The organism is Mumia flava (assembly GCF_002797495.1).
In the GTDB taxonomy this organism is placed as follows: domain Bacteria; phylum Actinomycetota; class Actinomycetes; order Propionibacteriales; family Nocardioidaceae; genus Mumia; species Mumia flava.
This window is the reverse complement of the sequence record NZ_PGEZ01000001.1, coordinates 1406243-1421955: the sequence shown is the minus strand read 5'-3', so window position 1 is coordinate 1421955 and position 15713 is coordinate 1406243. Positions and strand designations below refer to the sequence as shown.

The following is a 15713-nucleotide window of genomic DNA, read 5'->3' as shown; positions in this document are numbered from 1 at the left end:
GGGCTTCATTGCTTCCCCCACAATAGGGCATGTGTCCGACGCATCACCAACCGGTAACCGTGACGCTGCTCGCAGCGACGCCGTCATGGTGCGCTACTGGGCTGCCGCTCGGGCCGCCGCAGGACGTGAGGTGGATCACGTCGAGGCGGGGTCGGTCGCGCAGGTGCTCGGTGCGGTGCGCGCGTTGCACAGCGGCAACGACCGGTTCACGCGCGTGCTCGAGATCTGCTCGGTCCTGGTCGGCGAGCAGCCGGTCGGCGGAGCCGACCCCGAGACCGTCGACGTCCCGCCAGGGGCGACCGTCGAGCTGTTGCCGCCCTTCGCGGGAGGCGACGGTCGACACAGCTCGGAAGTTTCGGGTGCTGCCGGGTCGCAGGTGCGGCCCGATGTCCTGTCCGTCGGGGGATCAGGTTCGGCCGTGCCCCGGTGAGCCGGGTCCGTGAGGAGGCGCGCGCACCTCTCCTCGTCCAGGTCGCGCCCCGGCTGGTCGCCGCGCTGCTGGTGGTGGCCCTGGCCGCGGCGTCTCGCTTCGGCGAGCTCGCCCTGGCGGTCGTCCTGCTCGGCGTCCAGGCGCTCGCGGCCTTCGCACCGCGACCGTGGGAGGAGCGGGCGTTCGTCGTACGGCCGGACAAGGCGCTGCCCGTCGTGACCGCCGGTGCGGTGACGCTCGCGACGACCCTGGCGCCGTCCGTCCTCGACGGCGCGGCGGGACACGTACGCGTTGCCGGCAGCGGGTCGCTCGCGGGCGCCGGTGTCGGCCTGGGTGTGCTCGTGATCGTGTCGTTCGTCACCCGGCTCTCCCGGCCGGTGGCGGGGACGGTCCCGGCGCTCGCCGACACCCTCCTGTGCGGGGTTCTCGCTGTCCTGGCGTGCGGTTGGCTCGCCGCCGCCGGGTCCCGTCCTGCGCCGTTGGTCGTCGGGGCGGTGCTCTGTGTGGTCGTCCTCGTGCTGGGACGACGGGGGTACGTGGCGTTCTGGCTGGTGACCGCGGCCGCCCTCGCCGGCGTCGTGGTGGCGGCCTCCGAGGGTCTGCCGGTCGCGCTCGGGGCCGGTGCGCTCGCTGCGGTCGCCGCGTCCGCCCGGCTGGGGGTGGCGGCCGGCGAGCGGTGGGGCGCCTTGCCGCCGGGTCGGTGGGCGATCGGCTGTGTGCTGCCGGTGGCGCTGAGCGGTCCGGTGGTGTTCGCGGTCTCGGTGGTCGGTCTGGTCTGAGACCGGGGCTTCGGCCCGGTCCGTAGGCTGGAGGGGTGCCGATCGGTGTCGTGGTCCTTCTGCTCGTCCTCGCGTTCGCGGGGGCGTTCGCCGTCGTGCGCCGCCGCACGGACGGACGGGTCCGGTCGACCGTCGAGCAGCAGCCCGTACGCTCGGGCGCGCCGGCTGCGCAGGCGTCGGCAGCCGAGGTGCTGACCGCGGACGAGCTCGGCGGTGAGCTGGGGGCGGCGGCGACGCTGGTGCAGTTCTCGTCGGCATTCTGTGCTCCGTGCCGGGGCGCACGGGTCGTCCTCGGTCAGCTGGCGGCGGAGCGGCCCGGCGTCGTTCATCGCGACGTGGATGCCGAGTCGCACCTCGATCTGGTGCGGCGCCTCGATGTCCGGCGGACGCCGACGACGTTCGTGCTCGACGCTCGCGGGACGGTCGTGGGACGGGTCGCCGGCGTCCCGCGCAGCGACGAGACCGGGCGCCTCCTGGATGCGCTCGGAAGCACCCGTCCCGAATGATGGACGTGTATCTCACGATTCGGGACGCTGACGTGACCGCGGCCAGGGTGGCGCCTACTGTTGCTCCCATGCTCCACACGACCCTGCTGACGAAGCGGCGCGCAGTCGATCACTGCCGCGTCCGCTCCGCGCTGTGTCGAATGCGCTGAACGAACCCTCGTCCCCGCCGCGATCCGCGGCACCGTTCTGCGCCTGGAGTCTCCATGTCGAACCCCTCGGCCCCGGCCGACCTGCGCTCGCCCGAGCGTGAGCCGGGCCAGTCCGCCCCGTCCGGGCAGCTGCTCGTCGACCCGCGCGGTCAGCGGCTCGCCGCCGTGATCACGTCGGTCGTCCTGGCGGCAGCGCTGGTGCTGCTCGAGTCGCGGGCCGGGATCGCGCTGGTCGCGTTCCAGGCCGCTGTCTTCCTGCTCGGCGCGACGCTCGGGCCGAGCAGGACGCCGTACGGCTGGCTGTACGCGCGGCTCGTCCGTCCGCGTCTCGGAGCGGCGAGGGAGCTCGAGGACGCGCGCGGACCGCGGTTCGCGCAGGGCGTCGGCGCCACGTTCGCCGTGATCGCGCTCGGCGGGCTCCTCGTGGGCGCGTCGGGGGTCGCAGCCGTCGCCGTCGGCTTCGCGCTCGCCGCCGCCCTGCTCAACGCGTCCGTCGGCTTCTGCCTCGGCTGCGAGCTGTACCTGATCCTGCGCCGGATCGCCCCGGCGCAGACCTGAGGCCGGGCAGGTCCGAACAGAACCACCCCGAGGCGGTCCGCCGCCCACCGTCCACACCCATCACCGAATCACCACCACCCTGGAGGTCACCATGAGCCGCGAGTCCGCGCTCGTCACCGCTGAGTGGGTCGAGGAGCACCTCTCCGACCCGACCGTCGTCCTCGTCGAGGTCGACGAGGACACCACCGCCTACGACAAGGGCCACATCGCCGGCGCGATCAAGCTGGACTGGAAGGAAGACCTCCAGGACCCGGTCCGTCGCGACTTCGTCAACAAGGCCCAGTTCGAGGCGCTGCTGTCGGAGCGGGGCATCTCCAACGACGACACCGTCGTCCTGTACGGCGGCAACAACAACTGGTTCGCCGCCTACGCCTACTGGTACTTCACGCTCTACGGCCACGCCGACGTCAAGCTGCTCGACGGCGGGCGCAAGAAGTGGGAGCTCGACAGCCGCGAGCTCGTCGCCGAGGTCCCGACCCGCGAGGCGACGCAGTACACCGCCCAGGAGCAGGACACCTCGATCCGCGCGTTCCGCGACGAGGTCGTCGCCGCGATCGGCACCCAGAACCTGATCGACGTCCGCAGCCCCGACGAGTTCGCCGGTCGGCTGCTCGCCCCGGCGCACCTCCCGCAGGAGCAGGCGCAGCGCGCGGGCCACATCCCGACCGCCGGCAACGTCCCGTGGAGCAAGGCGGCCAACGACGACGGCACGTTCCGGAGCAACGCCGAGCTCGAGGAGCTGTACGCCGAGGCCGGGCTGGACCGCAGCAAGGACACCATCGCGTACTGCCGCATCGGCGAGCGCTCCTCGCACACCTGGTTCGTGCTGCAGGAGCTGCTCGAGGTCGGCAACGTGAAGAACTACGACGGCTCCTGGACCGAGTACGGCTCGCTGATCGGCGTCCCGGTCGCGCTCGGCGACGAGCCCGGGGAGGCCTGAGCCATGTGCGGTGCGACCAAGGGCGGCCCCAGCCTCGACGGCGTCGACGTCGACAAGGAGACGGTGATCCAGGGGATCGTGACGCTCGACGGTGAGCCCGTCGGCAACGCGTACGTGCGCCTGCTCGACGCCACCGGGGAGTTCACCGCCGAGGTTCCGACCTCGGCGACGGGGCAGTTCCGGTTCTTCGCAGCGCCCGGTGAGTGGACGCTGCGCACGCTCGCTCCGCGGGTGACGCCGACGGACCGCACGGTCCAGGCGCAGCGCGGGGTGCCGGTGGACGTCGAGGTCGCGGTCAGCGCGGCCTGACGAACCGGGGGGTGCGGAGGCCCTCGTCCGACTGCGGTCGGGCGAGGGCCTCCGTCATGGCAGAGCGACCGCCGCGAGCCAGGGGACGACCGACGGTCAGTCGATCTCCTTGGTGTCGCCGAGCTCGGCGTCCGGGTTCTGCTTCAGGTACTTCTGGATCCGGTCTCGTTTGAGGAGCGTGTATAGCTCCTCGCCCTTCTCCTCGTCGAGGTTGACGATGCTCATGCCCTCGGCAGTCTCGCTGATCGAGGGCTCCGCCAGCGGGGCGGTGAGGAAGTTGACGTCGTCGACCTGGATGCCTCGGAGCGCGAAAGCCAGCCCCATGAGGTCGGAGTTGGTGAAGTCCTCGTCGATCGTCATGTTCTCGGCGACCGAGTTGACGGTGCGCTGGAGCGTGATGGGGTTGCGGGTGTTCTCCGGGCTGATCATCTTCTTGAGGACCAGGCGGATGAAGTTCTGCTGGCGCTCGATTCGGCCGAAGTCACCGTCGGTGAGCCCGTAGCGCGTCCGAACGTACTTCAGGGCCTTGGTGCCCTCGAGGTTCTGCCAGCCCTCCTCCCAGGTGATGTCCTGGGAGGAGTCGTAGAACGTCGACGGGATGTAGACCCGGACACCACCGACCGCTTCGGTCATGTCCTTGAAGCCGTCCCAGTCCATGATCACCATGTGGTCGAGGCGGACGTCGGTGAGGTTCTCGACCGTCGAGATCGCGCCCGCCGGACCGTAGTCGGAGAAGGCGGCGTTGATCTTGTTGTAGCCCATCTCGGTGCCGGTCTCGTCGTAGATCGGCACGTAGGAGTCGCGCGGGATCGAGACGACCGAGACGTGCTTCCGGTCCGCGGAGATGTGGGCGATCATGATCGTGTCGCTGCGGTGGGAGCCGACCGGCCACTCCGGTTCGGCCATGCTCTCCGCGATCGACGAGGAGTTGTTGTTGTTGTCGGACTCGGCGTCTGCGCCGAGGACGAGGATGTTGAGGGCCTCGCCCGGAGCGGGGTCGGGGCGGGTCTCCTCCTTGATCGTCCCGGTCGAGTCGATCCGGTCGATGTCACCGAGGCTGTTCATCATTCCGATGGCGTACGCGCTGGTGGCGAGCACGACGACGGACAGGACCGAGGCGACGAGCGTGGCCACCCAGTGCCGACGGAACCAGCCGCGCGACTTCTCCGCGCGGCGCTTCCCGGCGCCTTCGTACTCGCTCATCAAGCTCCCTGTTCAGCACGACGGCAGCCTCGAGCGTCCCGCGAGGCTGCGATTCGTCCCATTCTGCCTCATCGAACGCTCAAGTCCCAGGTGACGTTCCCGACCGGGAGAGCTCGGCGGTGTCCACCACCAGGGTCACGGGCCCGTCGTTGACCGACGAGACCGCCATGTCGGCGCCGAAGATCCCGCGGCTCACCTGGGCGCCCAGATCGCCCAGGAACCCGCAGAACGCCTCGTACAGCGGCTCCGAGACCGCCCCCGGTGCCGCCGAGCCCCACGACGGGCGCCGTCCCTTGCGGACGTCCGCGTACAGCGTGAACTGGCTCACGACGAGCACCGGCGCTCCGAGATCGGCGGCGGACCGCTCGTCGCGCATGATCCGCAGGGTCCAGATCTTGGCCGCGAGCGATCGGGCCTCGTCCGGACCGTCGTCGTGGGTGACTCCGAGCAGCACGAGCAGGCCGGGACCGTCGAAGGAGCCGACGACCTCGCCGTCGACCGTCACCGACGCCGAGCCGACCCTGGAGACCACTGCGCGCATGGCGGTCATTGTCTCGGAGGCAGGTCCGGGCGTCACAGCGCCCCGTAGACTCGACGCATGCCGTTCGAGATCCCCGAGGACCTCCATCCCGACCTCCTGGGCCTGGCCTGGCTGCTGGGGCAGTGGCACGGCAACGGGCGAGGCGACTACCCGACCATCGACGCGTTCGGCTTCGAGCAGGAGGTCGCCTTCGCGCACGACGGCCGCCCGTTCCTGCACTACTTCAGCCGGACCTGGGTGACCGACGAGTCCGGCGAGCGGGTCCGCCCGGGGGCGCTGGAGACCGGGTTCCTCCGCCCCGCAGGCCCGCTCGAGGCCGCGAAGGGGCCGGTCGAGCTCGTGCTCGCCCATCCGACGGGCATCACCGAGATCTACTACGGCGAGGCCGACGGTCCCCGCCTGACGCTCGCGACCGACGCGGTCGCCCGCACGAGCACGGCCAAGGAGTACGTCGCCGGCCAGCGGATGTACGGCCTGGTCGAGGGCGACCTGATGTACGCGATCGACATGGCGGCCATGGACCAGCCGATGCAGTCACACCTGTGGGGGCAGCTCAAGCGTGTCTGAGACCACCGAGACCACCGAGACCAGCAGCGGCGGGCAGCCGCCCGCCTACCGCAGTCCCTTGCTCGACCGGCCCGGCGCCGTCGAGGGCGAGGCGCTCGACGCCGGCGTGGCCGCCCACTACGGCGCGATCGCGGCCGAGCAGCGCCGGCTCGAGGCCGGCGAGGGCTTCGTCGACCTGTCGCACCGCGACGTGGTCGCGATCAGCGGGCCGGACCGCCTGGGCTGGCTGCACTCCCTGACGACCCAGGTCTTCGAGGGCCTCGAGCCCGGGGTCGAGACCCGGGCGCTGCTGCTGTCGCCGCAGGGCCGCGTCGAGCACGCGTTCGTCGGCGTCGACGACGGCGAGACCTTCCTCGCGCACACGGAGCCGGGAGCCGGGGCGGCGCTGGCCGCGTTCCTGGACTCGATGCGGTTCATGATGCGGGTCGAGGTCCGCGACGTGACCGCTGACCACGCGGTCCTCGGGCTCGCGGGCCAGCGGTTCGCCGTGATCGAGCGAGCAGCCCTGCCGGACGCGCCCGCGACGTACGGCGAGCCGGCCGGGACCTGGGCGTACGAGGCGCTGCGGATCGCCGCCGGTGTCCCGCGTCCGGGCCTGGACCTGGACGAGAAGTCGATCCCGAACGAGTACGGCTGGACGTACGACGCGAGCAGCGGCTCGCCGGACGCGCTCCGAGCCGTCCACCTGGTCAAGGGCTGCTACCGCGGCCAGGAGACCGTGGCGCGGATCCACAACCTCGGTCGGCCGCCGCGGCGGGCTGTCCTGCTGCTGCTCGACGGGTCGGCGGAGCACCTCCCCGAGCACGGTGCCGAGGTGACGCTCGACGGACGCCGGGTCGGGTTCGTCGGCTCCACCGCACGCCACCACGAGCTCGGCCCGGTCGCCCTCGGCGTCGTCAAGCGCAACGTCGACCCCGAGGCGACGCTGCTCGCCGACGGGGTCCCGGCGGCCCAGGAGGTGCTGGTCGACCCCGAGGTCGGGCTGCACGTCCGGCCCACCCTCTGAGCGTCCCGGACGCGACGACGGCGCGCACTCCGCCCAGGGGTCGGTGAAGGACGCGCAGATCACAGGGTTACGATTCGTGATCGGGACCGATACGGTCCTAGACTTGGGCGGTTATGACTTCTGACGCCGCCCTCGACGCGCCCACGCTCTCCTTCGCCGACATCCTCGCTGACGAGCGGCTGCTGGCTGCCCTCGACGACCTGGGGTACGAGTCCCCGTCCCCGATCCAGGGCGAGGCGATCCCGCCGCTGCTCGACGGCCACGACATCATCGGCATGGCGCAGACCGGGACCGGCAAGACCGCTGCGTTCGCGCTGCCGGTGCTCTCCGGCGTCGACGTGGACCGCGCGGAGACCCAGGCGATCGTGCTCGCCCCGACCCGCGAGCTCGCGCTCCAGGTCTCCGAGGCGTTCGAGTCGTACGCGAAGCACGTGCCCGGCCTGCGGGTGGTCCCGGTCTACGGCGGCGCCGGCTACACCGAGCAGCTCGCCGGGCTCCGCAAGGGCGCGCACGTCGTCGTGGGGACCCCGGGTCGCGTGATCGACCACCTGGAGCGCGGCCGCCTCGACCTGTCGCGGATCAGCCACCTGGTGCTCGACGAGGCCGACGAGATGCTCAAGATGGGCTTCGCCGACGACGTCGAGCGGATCCTCGCCGACACCCCGGACAGCAAGCAGGTCGCGCTGTTCTCCGCGACGATGCCGCCCACGATCCGACGGATCGCCGACACCTACCTCACGGATCCGATCGAGGTGAAGGTCAAGTCGGAGACGCTGAGCGCGACCAACGTGCGCCAGCGCTGGCTGCTCGTCCCGCACTTCCGCAAGCTCGACGCGCTCAACCGCTTCCTCGAGGTCGAGAACCACGACGGCGTCATCGTCTTCGTCCGGACCAAGTCGGCCACCGAGGAGCTTGCCGAGCAGCTCCGCGCGTACGGCCACAGCGCCGCCGCGATCAACGGCGACCTGGTCCAGGCGCAGCGCGAGCGCACGGTCAACGCGCTGAAGGGCGGCACCCTCGACATCCTGGTCGCGACCGACGTCGCCGCCCGCGGCCTCGACGTCGACCGGATCAGCCTGGTCGTCAACTACGACATCCCGCACGACCCCGAGGCGTACGTCCACCGGATCGGCCGCACCGGCCGGGCCGGCCGCGCCGGCGACGCCGTGCTCTTCGTGACGCCGCGCGAGCGTCGGCTGCTCGGCGTGATCGAGCGGACCACCGGCCAGCCGGTGACGCCGATGGACATCCCCACGGCCGAGCAGGTCAACGCCAGCCGCGTCACGAAGTTCCAGGGTGCGATCACCTCGGCCCTGTCCAGCAAGGACGTGCACCAGTTCCGCGGCCTGCTCAGCGAGTACGCCCGCGAGACCGGCGTCGACCCGCTCGACGTCGCCGCCGCGCTGGCGGTGCAGGCGCACGAGGGCACGAAGTTCCTGCTCGACCCGTCCGACGACATCGTGGTGACCGACCGCAAGGGTCACGATCGTGACGGCGGTCGCAAGGGTCGCGACCGCGACGGCGACCGCGAGCGTCCGACCCGCCCGACGCCGGACGGCATGGCCGTCTACCGGCTCGCCGTCGGCAAGCGCCAGCGCGTCACCCCGAAGTCGATCATGGGGGCGCTCGCGAACGAGGGCGGTCTCGGGCGCGGCGACTTCGGCAACATCTCGATCCGCTACGACCACTCGCTGGTCGAGCTGCCCGACCCGCTGCCCAGCGGGACGGAGTCCGCGCTCAGCCGCACCCGGATCGGCGGCAACCTCATCCACCTCGAGCGCGACCGTGGTCCGCGCCGCTCGGGGCCGTACCGCGGGGGGTCTTCGCGTGACGGTGGTCACCGGGGTGGCGACCGTTACGGGTCCGACCGCCGCGGCGGCGGGCGTTCCGGTGACAGCGGCAGCCGCGGCCCGGTACGTTCGGCGAGGACGCCGCGACGACGCAAGGGGTGATCGCGTGCACGAGCTGCGGACGGTGGTGCAGCACTACGCGTGGGGCTCCCACGATGCGCTGCCGACCCTGCTCGGCGTCGAGCCCGACGGTCGGCCGTGGGCCGAGCTGTGGGTCGGCACACACCGCCTCGGCGCGAGCGAGGTCGTCGGGACCGACGGCACGACGCGTGGCCTGCGCGAGGTCGTCGGCGACGGCCTCCCGTACCTCCTGAAGGTCCTCGCGGTCGATGCGCCGCTGTCCCTGCAGGTGCACCCCGACACGCCGACGGCCCGCGTGGGGTACGCGCGCGAGGAGGCCGCCGGGGTGGCGCTCGACGACCCGGCCCGCGTGTTCAAGGACCCGCACCACAAGCCCGAGATGGTCGTCGCCCTGACTGTGTTCGAGGGGCTCGTCGCCTTCCGGCCGACGGCCAAGGTCTGGCAGGTCCTCGGCGGTCTCATCAACCCGCTCGCCGTCCGATTGCACGCCGAGCTGCGCGGTGACCCGGGTTTCCCCGGCCTGGCGCGGATGGTGGGCCGGCTGGTCGATCCGGAGACCCGTCCGAGCGTCGAGGAGATCGGGGCCCTGGTCCAGGAGTGCGCCACCCGGGTCGCGGAGGACGCCGACCTCGACCGGGCGTACGAGACCGTGCTCGAGCTGGCGGCGCACCACCCGGGCGATCCCGGGGTGCTGATGGGCCTCCTGCTGAACCGCGTCCGGCTCGAGCCCGGCGAGGCCGCGCTGGTCGAGGAGGGCGTGCTGCACGCCTACCTGTCGGGCACCTGCGTCGAGGTGATGGCCTCGTCGGACAACGTGCTGCGCGCCGGGCTGACCGACAAGCACGTCGAGCCGGTCGCGCTCGCGGCCTGCGTCCGCCGCGGGATGGCTGACGCCTATCGCGTGGCGCCGAAGGTCTCCGCGGGCGTGCGTGAGTATCTCCCGCCGGTGAGCGAGTTCGCGCTGTCGTTCGTCGACGCCGTCGGTGACACCGATCGGGTCGTGCCCGGGTCCGGCCATCGGCTCGTGCTGTGCACGGAGGGCGAGGCCGAGGTCCTGACGGACGACGATCGGATGTCGCTGCGGCGCGGTCACGCCTGCTACGTCGCCGCCGACGAAGGCACGGTCCGCGTCCGCGGCGCCGGGACCGTCGTCCAGGCCTACTCGCCGACCGCCTGACCCCGCCGCCCGACCCTCGCGAGTCGCGCATGGCGGGGTCGCGAGTCGCGCATGGCGGGGTCGCGAGTCACGTAGGGCGGGTCGGGTCGCGCGTGGCGATTGCACCGTGATCGACCCAGGTGCCTGCATGCGAGGCACCTCCGCGTACCAAGCGCAGGCACGTCCGTACCTGCTGCGCCGTGGGTGACGAACGGGCCTGCAACTGAGCTCGCTCGGGGTGTGGTTCGCAGGCATGTACGTCAGCGTGGACCAAACGCAGGCGCGTACGTCGAGCGCGCTGGGGAATCGGGACCGCCCGCAGCGACTCGCGACCCCGCCCGCAGCGACTCGCGAGTGCGCCCGCAACGACTCGCGAGTGCGCCAGGACTGACTCGCGAGCGGACTTGGGAACGACGAAGGGCCGGGACCACAGTGGTCCCGGCCCTTCGTACGTCGTGCGTCAGATCGACGGCGTCAGAGGATCATCCCGGCGCCGACGGTCACACCCGTGGCCTCGTCGATCAGGATGAACGAACCCGTGGTGCGGTTCTTCTCGTAGGCGTCGACGAACAGCGGCGCGGTCGTCCGCAGCTTCACGCGCCCGATCTCGTTCAGGCCCAGCTCCTGGGTGTCGAGGTCGCGGTGCAGCGTGTTGATGTCGAGCCGGTACTGGAGGTCCTTGACCATCGCCCGCGCGTTGCGGGTGGTGTGCTTGATGGCCAGCTTCTGGCGAGGACGCAGCGGCTGGTTCGTCATCCAGCAGACCATCGCGTCGATGTCCTGGGTGGGCGTCGGCGCGTTCTGGGGACGGCAGATCATGTCGCCGCGACTGACGTCGAGGTCGTCGGTGAGCCGCACGGTGACCGACATCGGCGGGAAGGCCTCGTCGATCGACTGCTCGTGCAGGTCGATCCCGGCGATCTTCGAGGTGAAGCCGCTGGGGAGCACCTGGACCTCGTCGCCCGGCTTCAGCACGCCGCCGGCGACCTGGCCCGCGTAGCCGCGGTAGTCGTGGAACTCGTCCGACTTCGGACGCACCACGTACTGCACGGGGAAGCGGGTGTCGACCAGGTCGCGGTCGGAGGCGACGTGGACGTTCTCCAGGTGGTGCAGGAGCGAGGTGCCCTGGTACCACGGCATGGCCTCGGAGCGGGTCACGACGTTGTCGCCCTTGAGCGCCGAGATCGGGATCACCGTGAGGTCCGGGATCGCGAGCTTGGCGGCGAAGGTGTCGAACTCGTCGCGGATCTTGTTGAAGGTGTCCTCGTCGTAGTCGACGAGATCCATCTTGTTGACCGCGAGCACCAGGTGCGGGACCCGCAGCAGGGAGAGGATCACGGCGTGGCGGCGGCTCTGCTCGGTCAGCCCGGAGCGGGCGTCGACGAGCACCAGACCGAGGTCGGCCGTGGAGGCGCCGGTGACCATGTTGCGGGTGTACTGAACGTGACCCGGGGTGTCGGCGATGATGAACTTGCGCCGCGGGGTCGCGAAGTAGCGGTACGCGACGTCGATCGTGATGCCCTGCTCGCGCTCGGAGCGCAGACCGTCGGTCAGCAGGGCGAGATCGGTGTAGTCGTAGCCCTTGGACTGCGAGGTGGCCTCGACCGCCTCGAGCTGGTCCTCGAAGATCGCCTTCGAGTCGAGCAGCAGCCGGCCGATCAGGGTCGACTTGCCGTCGTCCACGGAGCCGGCGGTGGCGAACCGCAGCAGGTCCATCCGCGACTCGTCGAGGGTCTCCGGGGCGTCGGTGACGGGGGCGGTCATCAGAAGTAGCCCTCCTTCTTGCGGTCTTCCATGGCCGCCTCGCTGAACCGGTCGTCACCGCGGGTCGCGCCGCGCTCGGTGACACGGGCGATCGCGATCTCGTCGATGATCTCGGCCGTCGTCGCCGCGGAGGACTCCACGCAGCCGGTGAGCGTCATGTCGCCGACCGTGCGGAAGCGCACCAGGCGCTCCTCGACGGTCTCGCCGCTCTTCAGCGTCGCGTGGTCGCCGTACGACAGCAGCATGCCGTCGCGCTCGAAGACCTCGCGCTTGTGCGCGTAGTAGATCGACGGGATCTCGATCTGCTCGCGGTGGATGTAGTGCCACACGTCGAGCTCGGTCCAGTTCGACAGCGGGAAGATCCGCATGTGCTCGCCCTCGGCGATGCGGCCGTTGTAGAGGCTCCACAGCTCGGGACGCTGGTTCTTCGGGTCCCACTGGCCGAACTCGTCGCGGTGGGAGTAGACGCGCTCCTTGGCGCGGGCCTTCTCCTCGTCGCGGCGGCCGCCACCGAAGGCGGCGGTGAAGCCTTCCTCCTCGATGGCGTTCAGCAGGGTGCCGATCTGGAGGCGGTTGCGGGTGGTCTTGCCGTCGTCGACGACGATGCCGTCGGCGATCGCCTGGTCGACCGAGGCGACGATCATCCGGACTCCCAGGCGGTCGACCCAGGAGTCACGGGTGTCGAGCACCTCTTGGAAGTCGAAGCCGGTGTCCACCTGCATGACCGGGAACGGGACGCGCGCGGGGTAGAACGCCTTCTCGGCGAGCCGCAGCATCACGATCGAGTCCTTGCCGCCGGAGAACAGCAGGACAGGCCGCTCGAACTCCGCCGCGACCTCGCGGAAGATGTGGATCGACTCGGCTTCCAGCTGGTCCAGCTGGCTGAGTCGGTAGTCGTGCATGGGCGTCACCAGGGGGTCTCCCGTCATACCTGGGGGTTCTGAGCGTCCTGAGAAGCAGCGGCCATCCTATCGAGCCATCTGCTCAGCGCCCAAGCCAGCCGGGTGCTGGACGTTTGCGCGTGTGATCCCGGTCGCCAGCAGCAGCTGGGCGGCCAGGTACGTGATCATCACCGCGAGGCCGGTCTCCGAGGGACCGACGTGGGCGAGGTCGAGTGCGATCAGCGTATCGGAGAGCAGGAACAGCACGCCTCCGACGCCCGCGAGCGGACTGTACGCGAGGGCGGTCACGGCCGTCGCGGTGAGCAGCAGCGCGTAGAGCGCGATCGGGATCCGCAGGGCCGGCTCGTGCTCGCCGAGCGGTGCCCACAGGGCCGCGAGGACGCCGGCCCACACCACGAGACCGCCGGCGGCGATCCACCAGCGCCTTCTCAGGACGTCCAGAGCGCCGGCCCGGACGAACCACGTGATGTAGCAGACGTGCGCGGCGGCGAAGCCCGCCATCCCGACCAGGAAGGCGCCGTCGATCTCGAGCGCGACGTCGCCGACCCACGAGAGCAGCAGCGCGGCGACCAGCAGCCGAGGGCCGCGTACGCTCACGACCCACGCCGCCAGCAGCGGCATCAGCAGCGCCTTGGTCACGGAGTCGGCGATCCCCGCGTCGGTGGCGACCAGCACGAGGTGGATCGCCGACGCGGCGAGGAACGCGACCAGCCAGGGGCTACGCACCGTGGTCGCCCGGTGAGCCGCCGGACGAGCCCGAACGCTGTGGTGCCGACTCGGCGGGTCCGTCAGCGGAGTCTGCCGCGGGGACCGGTCGGTTCACCTGCTCGCGGACCAGCGCCCAGACGACCGGGCCCAGGATGACCAGGCCGGCGGCGATGAGGCCGATCGCGACCGGCGGCACGCCGAGGAGCGTGAGGCCGGTGAGGCTCAGCACGATGACGATGCCGCGCCGTACGACCGCCTGCGGGACGCGGTTGGCGATCCGGGCGCCGAGGAACGTCCCGGGCATGCCTCCGACGATCAGCGGGACCAGGACGCCGACGTCGACGCCGGACACGATCACGTGCGTGATCGCGGCGGACATCACGAGGGGGACGGCCTGCACGAGGTCGGTGCCGACCAGGCGGACGGCCGACAGGGTCGGGTAGAGCAGCAGGAGCGCGACCATGATCAGCGAGCCCGACCCGACCGAGGTGATCCCCACCAGCAGCCCGCCGACGGCGCCGACGATCAGTGTCGGGATCGGCCGTACGGCGGGGTCGGTGTCACCGGCGACGACGCCGCGGGCGGCGGCGCGCATGCCGAGGTACATCCGCAGGGTGTAGGTCACCGCGGTGAAGATGAGGGCGCAGCCGATCGCCGTCTTGACGAACGTGGTCTGGCTCTCGTCGGTGCCGACCGCGTCGATGATGAACGCGCCGGCGGCCGCGGTCGGGACAGACCCCACGATCAGCCAGGCGGCGAGGCGGAGGTTCGGGGAACCCTCCCGGGCGTGCACGACGGCGCCGACCGACTTGTTCGCGGCGGCGGCGACGAGGTCGTTCGCGACCGCCGCGGTCGGGTTGACGCCGAGGAAGATGAGGGCCGGCGTCATCAGCGCACCGCCGCCCATGCCGGTCAGTCCGACGACGATGCCGACACCGAAGCTGACGACGAGGATCGACAGCGCGGAGAGGGTGAGGATCTCGTTCATGCGGTCCTCCAGACCCCGGCGTCGATCAGCGCGTCGACCACGTCGGTGAGGGCGTCCTCGATGGTGCGGCCGGTCGTGTCGACCGCGACCAGGGCGTCGTCCGGGACCTCGTACGGCGAGGAGATGCCGGTGAACTCGGGGATCTGGCCCGCTCGCGCCTTCGCGTACAGGCCCTTGCGGTCGCGCCGCTCGCACTCCTCCAGCGGCGTCGCGACGTGGACCAGAGCGAACGTCGCACCGGCCCCCTCGGCCATGGCGCGGACCTGCTTGCGGGTGGAGTCGAACGGCGCGATCGGCGAACAGATCGCGAGCCCGTGGTGCCGCGCGATCTCGGCGGCCACCCAGCCGATCCGGGCGATGTTGGTCTCGCGGTCCTCCTTGGAGAACCCGAGACCCTTGCTCAGGTGGTGACGGACCACGTCGCCGTCGAGCGAGGTGACGGTCCGGCGACCCTCCTCGAGCACCCGGTCGTACAGCGCGCGGGCGAGCGTGGACTTGCCGGAGCCGGACAGGCCGGTGAAGAAGACGACGAGACCGCGCTCGTCGAGCGGCGGGACGTCGGCGTCGACGATCGCTGCGACGGCATCGTCGAGCGACCCGGTCCCGGGGAGGTCGATCACCTCGTCGGCGTAGCGAGCGGCGACCGCTCGGCGCAGCGCTGCGTCGTCGGTCTCGTCGTCGCGCGCGGCGAGCGCGACCGCGACGGTGGCCCGGCCCGGCAGTGCGGCCAGCGTGGCCCGGACGAGGGCAGGGGCCGTGACCGTACGGCGCGGGTCGGGTCCGGTCGTCACGAGCAGCACGACCTGGCGGCCGCTGCGCGTCTCCTCGGCGGTGATCGAAGCGACGTCGTCGGTGGTCAGCGGCCGGTCGACGAGGACGGCGAAGCCGTTCGGGACTGCATCGCGGACCTGCGCAGGGGACAGGTGGTAGCGACGGAACGGGCCGTACTGCGGGGTGGTGAGGACGGTGGTGCTGCCGTCGCTGCGGTCGTGGACGGCGAGCGGGAGGCCTTCGGGGTCGAGAAGCTCGACGGGGCCGCTGAGGTCCGCGGGGAGGTCGAGCTCGAGCGGCCGGTCGGTCGGCCAGGCGTCGAGCATGACGAGCTCGAGGTCGGCCAGCCCGCGGGCGCCGGGGGTCCACTGCTGATCGGTCACGAACCCGATTGTGTCACGCGACAATCAGAACAATCACCCGCCCGACCGCGACGATTCCGAGCGGCCGTGATCTCCGCCACGTTGCTAGCGAGGTGCTTGCTCTTGCTTGCAACTGCAAGCAC

At 71.3% G+C, this 15713-nt stretch carries 17 protein-coding genes; 10 read left to right on the top strand and 7 right to left on the bottom strand.

Features of this window, described 5'->3' with window-relative positions:
* Positions 1-130: 130 nt before the first annotated feature.
* The 6 genes from CLV56_RS06750 to CLV56_RS06725 all read left to right on the top strand — a co-directional run bounded on the left by CLV56_RS06750 (position 131) and on the right by CLV56_RS06725 (position 3671).
* A complete protein-coding gene (locus tag CLV56_RS06750) occupies positions 131-430 on the top strand; it encodes a MoaD/ThiS family protein (protein WP_211288002.1) in 300 nt (99 codons plus the stop codon).
* Positions 427-1209, top strand: coding sequence for a hypothetical protein (locus CLV56_RS06745; RefSeq protein WP_039340655.1), 783 nt, complete (start codon positions 427-429; stop codon positions 1207-1209). Before CLV56_RS06750 ends, CLV56_RS06745 begins: the two co-directional genes overlap by 4 nt.
* A 35-nt stretch (positions 1210-1244) precedes the next feature.
* Complete coding sequence (locus CLV56_RS06740; protein ID WP_100414580.1) at positions 1245-1715, top strand: TlpA family protein disulfide reductase; 471 nt, start codon at positions 1245-1247, stop codon at positions 1713-1715.
* Positions 1716-1918: 203 nt separating this feature from the next.
* Positions 1919-2422: a DUF4395 domain-containing protein gene (locus CLV56_RS06735; protein ID WP_100414579.1), complete on the top strand. Its 504-nt coding sequence runs from the start codon at positions 1919-1921 to the stop codon at positions 2420-2422.
* A 91-nt stretch (positions 2423-2513) separates the two neighbouring features.
* The gene (locus CLV56_RS06730; RefSeq protein ID WP_039340658.1) at positions 2514-3362 is read left to right on the top strand and encodes a sulfurtransferase; all 849 of its coding nucleotides are present in this window, start codon (positions 2514-2516) and stop codon (positions 3360-3362) included.
* A gap of 3 nt (positions 3363-3365) precedes the next feature.
* Positions 3366-3671 (top strand): DUF1416 domain-containing protein, encoded by a 306-nt coding sequence (locus tag CLV56_RS06725; RefSeq protein WP_039340659.1) that lies wholly within the window; start codon positions 3366-3368, stop codon positions 3669-3671.
* Between the two features lie 96 nt (positions 3672-3767).
* On the opposite strand, the gene CLV56_RS06720 is transcribed toward CLV56_RS06725, so the two are convergent.
* Together CLV56_RS06720 and dtd are read right to left on the bottom strand one after the other, a co-directional pair.
* The gene (locus tag CLV56_RS06720) at positions 3768-4874 is read right to left on the bottom strand and encodes an LCP family protein (protein ID WP_100414578.1); all 1107 of its coding nucleotides are present in this window, start codon (positions 4872-4874) and stop codon (positions 3768-3770) included.
* A gap of 79 nt (positions 4875-4953) precedes the next feature.
* Entirely contained in the window at positions 4954-5415 is a 462-nt protein-coding gene (gene dtd, locus CLV56_RS06715; protein ID WP_039340662.1) for a D-aminoacyl-tRNA deacylase, read from the bottom strand.
* Positions 5416-5472: 57 nt separating this feature from the next.
* On the opposite strand from dtd, the gene CLV56_RS06710 reads away from it, so the two are divergent.
* From CLV56_RS06710 to manA, 4 genes are all read left to right on the top strand, one after another.
* Positions 5473-5982: a heme-binding beta-barrel domain-containing protein gene (locus CLV56_RS06710; RefSeq protein WP_039340665.1), complete on the top strand. Its 510-nt coding sequence runs from the start codon at positions 5473-5475 to the stop codon at positions 5980-5982.
* Positions 5975-6988 (top strand): CAF17-like 4Fe-4S cluster assembly/insertion protein YgfZ, encoded by a 1014-nt coding sequence (ygfZ, locus tag CLV56_RS06705; RefSeq protein ID WP_211288001.1) that lies wholly within the window; start codon positions 5975-5977, stop codon positions 6986-6988. Before CLV56_RS06710 ends, ygfZ begins: the two co-directional genes overlap by 8 nt.
* Before the next feature lie 113 nt (positions 6989-7101).
* On the top strand, positions 7102-8940 hold the full coding sequence (locus tag CLV56_RS06700) for a DEAD/DEAH box helicase (protein ID WP_039340671.1): 1839 nt from the start codon (positions 7102-7104) through the stop codon (positions 8938-8940).
* A 4-nt stretch (positions 8941-8944) separates the two neighbouring features.
* Positions 8945-10096, top strand: coding sequence for a mannose-6-phosphate isomerase, class I (manA, locus tag CLV56_RS06695; RefSeq protein WP_039340674.1), 1152 nt, complete (start codon positions 8945-8947; stop codon positions 10094-10096).
* A 453-nt stretch (positions 10097-10549) separates the two neighbouring features.
* Here the strand turns inward: manA and CLV56_RS06690 are convergent, their stop codons facing one another.
* From CLV56_RS06690 to cysC, 5 genes are read right to left on the bottom strand one after another with little or no spacing between them, the layout of a single operon-like run.
* Positions 10550-11839 carry a sulfate adenylyltransferase subunit 1 gene (locus CLV56_RS06690; RefSeq protein WP_100414576.1) on the bottom strand — a complete coding sequence of 430 codons (1290 nt, stop codon included), beginning with the start codon at positions 11837-11839 and terminating at the stop codon, positions 10550-10552.
* The gene (gene cysD, locus CLV56_RS06685) at positions 11839-12768 is read right to left on the bottom strand and encodes a sulfate adenylyltransferase subunit CysD (protein ID WP_039340677.1); all 930 of its coding nucleotides are present in this window, start codon (positions 12766-12768) and stop codon (positions 11839-11841) included. The genes CLV56_RS06690 and cysD overlap by 1 nt, the downstream gene beginning before the upstream one ends.
* A gap of 39 nt (positions 12769-12807) precedes the next feature.
* A complete protein-coding gene (locus CLV56_RS06680) occupies positions 12808-13467 on the bottom strand; it encodes a lysoplasmalogenase (protein WP_100414575.1) in 660 nt (219 codons plus the stop codon).
* The gene (locus CLV56_RS06675) at positions 13460-14437 is read right to left on the bottom strand and encodes a sulfite exporter TauE/SafE family protein (protein ID WP_039340684.1); all 978 of its coding nucleotides are present in this window, start codon (positions 14435-14437) and stop codon (positions 13460-13462) included. Before CLV56_RS06675 ends, CLV56_RS06680 begins: the two co-directional genes overlap by 8 nt.
* Entirely contained in the window at positions 14434-15591 is a 1158-nt protein-coding gene (cysC, locus tag CLV56_RS06670) for an adenylyl-sulfate kinase (protein ID WP_245857663.1), read from the bottom strand. The genes CLV56_RS06675 and cysC overlap by 4 nt, the downstream gene beginning before the upstream one ends.
* Positions 15592-15713 lie beyond the last annotated feature (122 nt).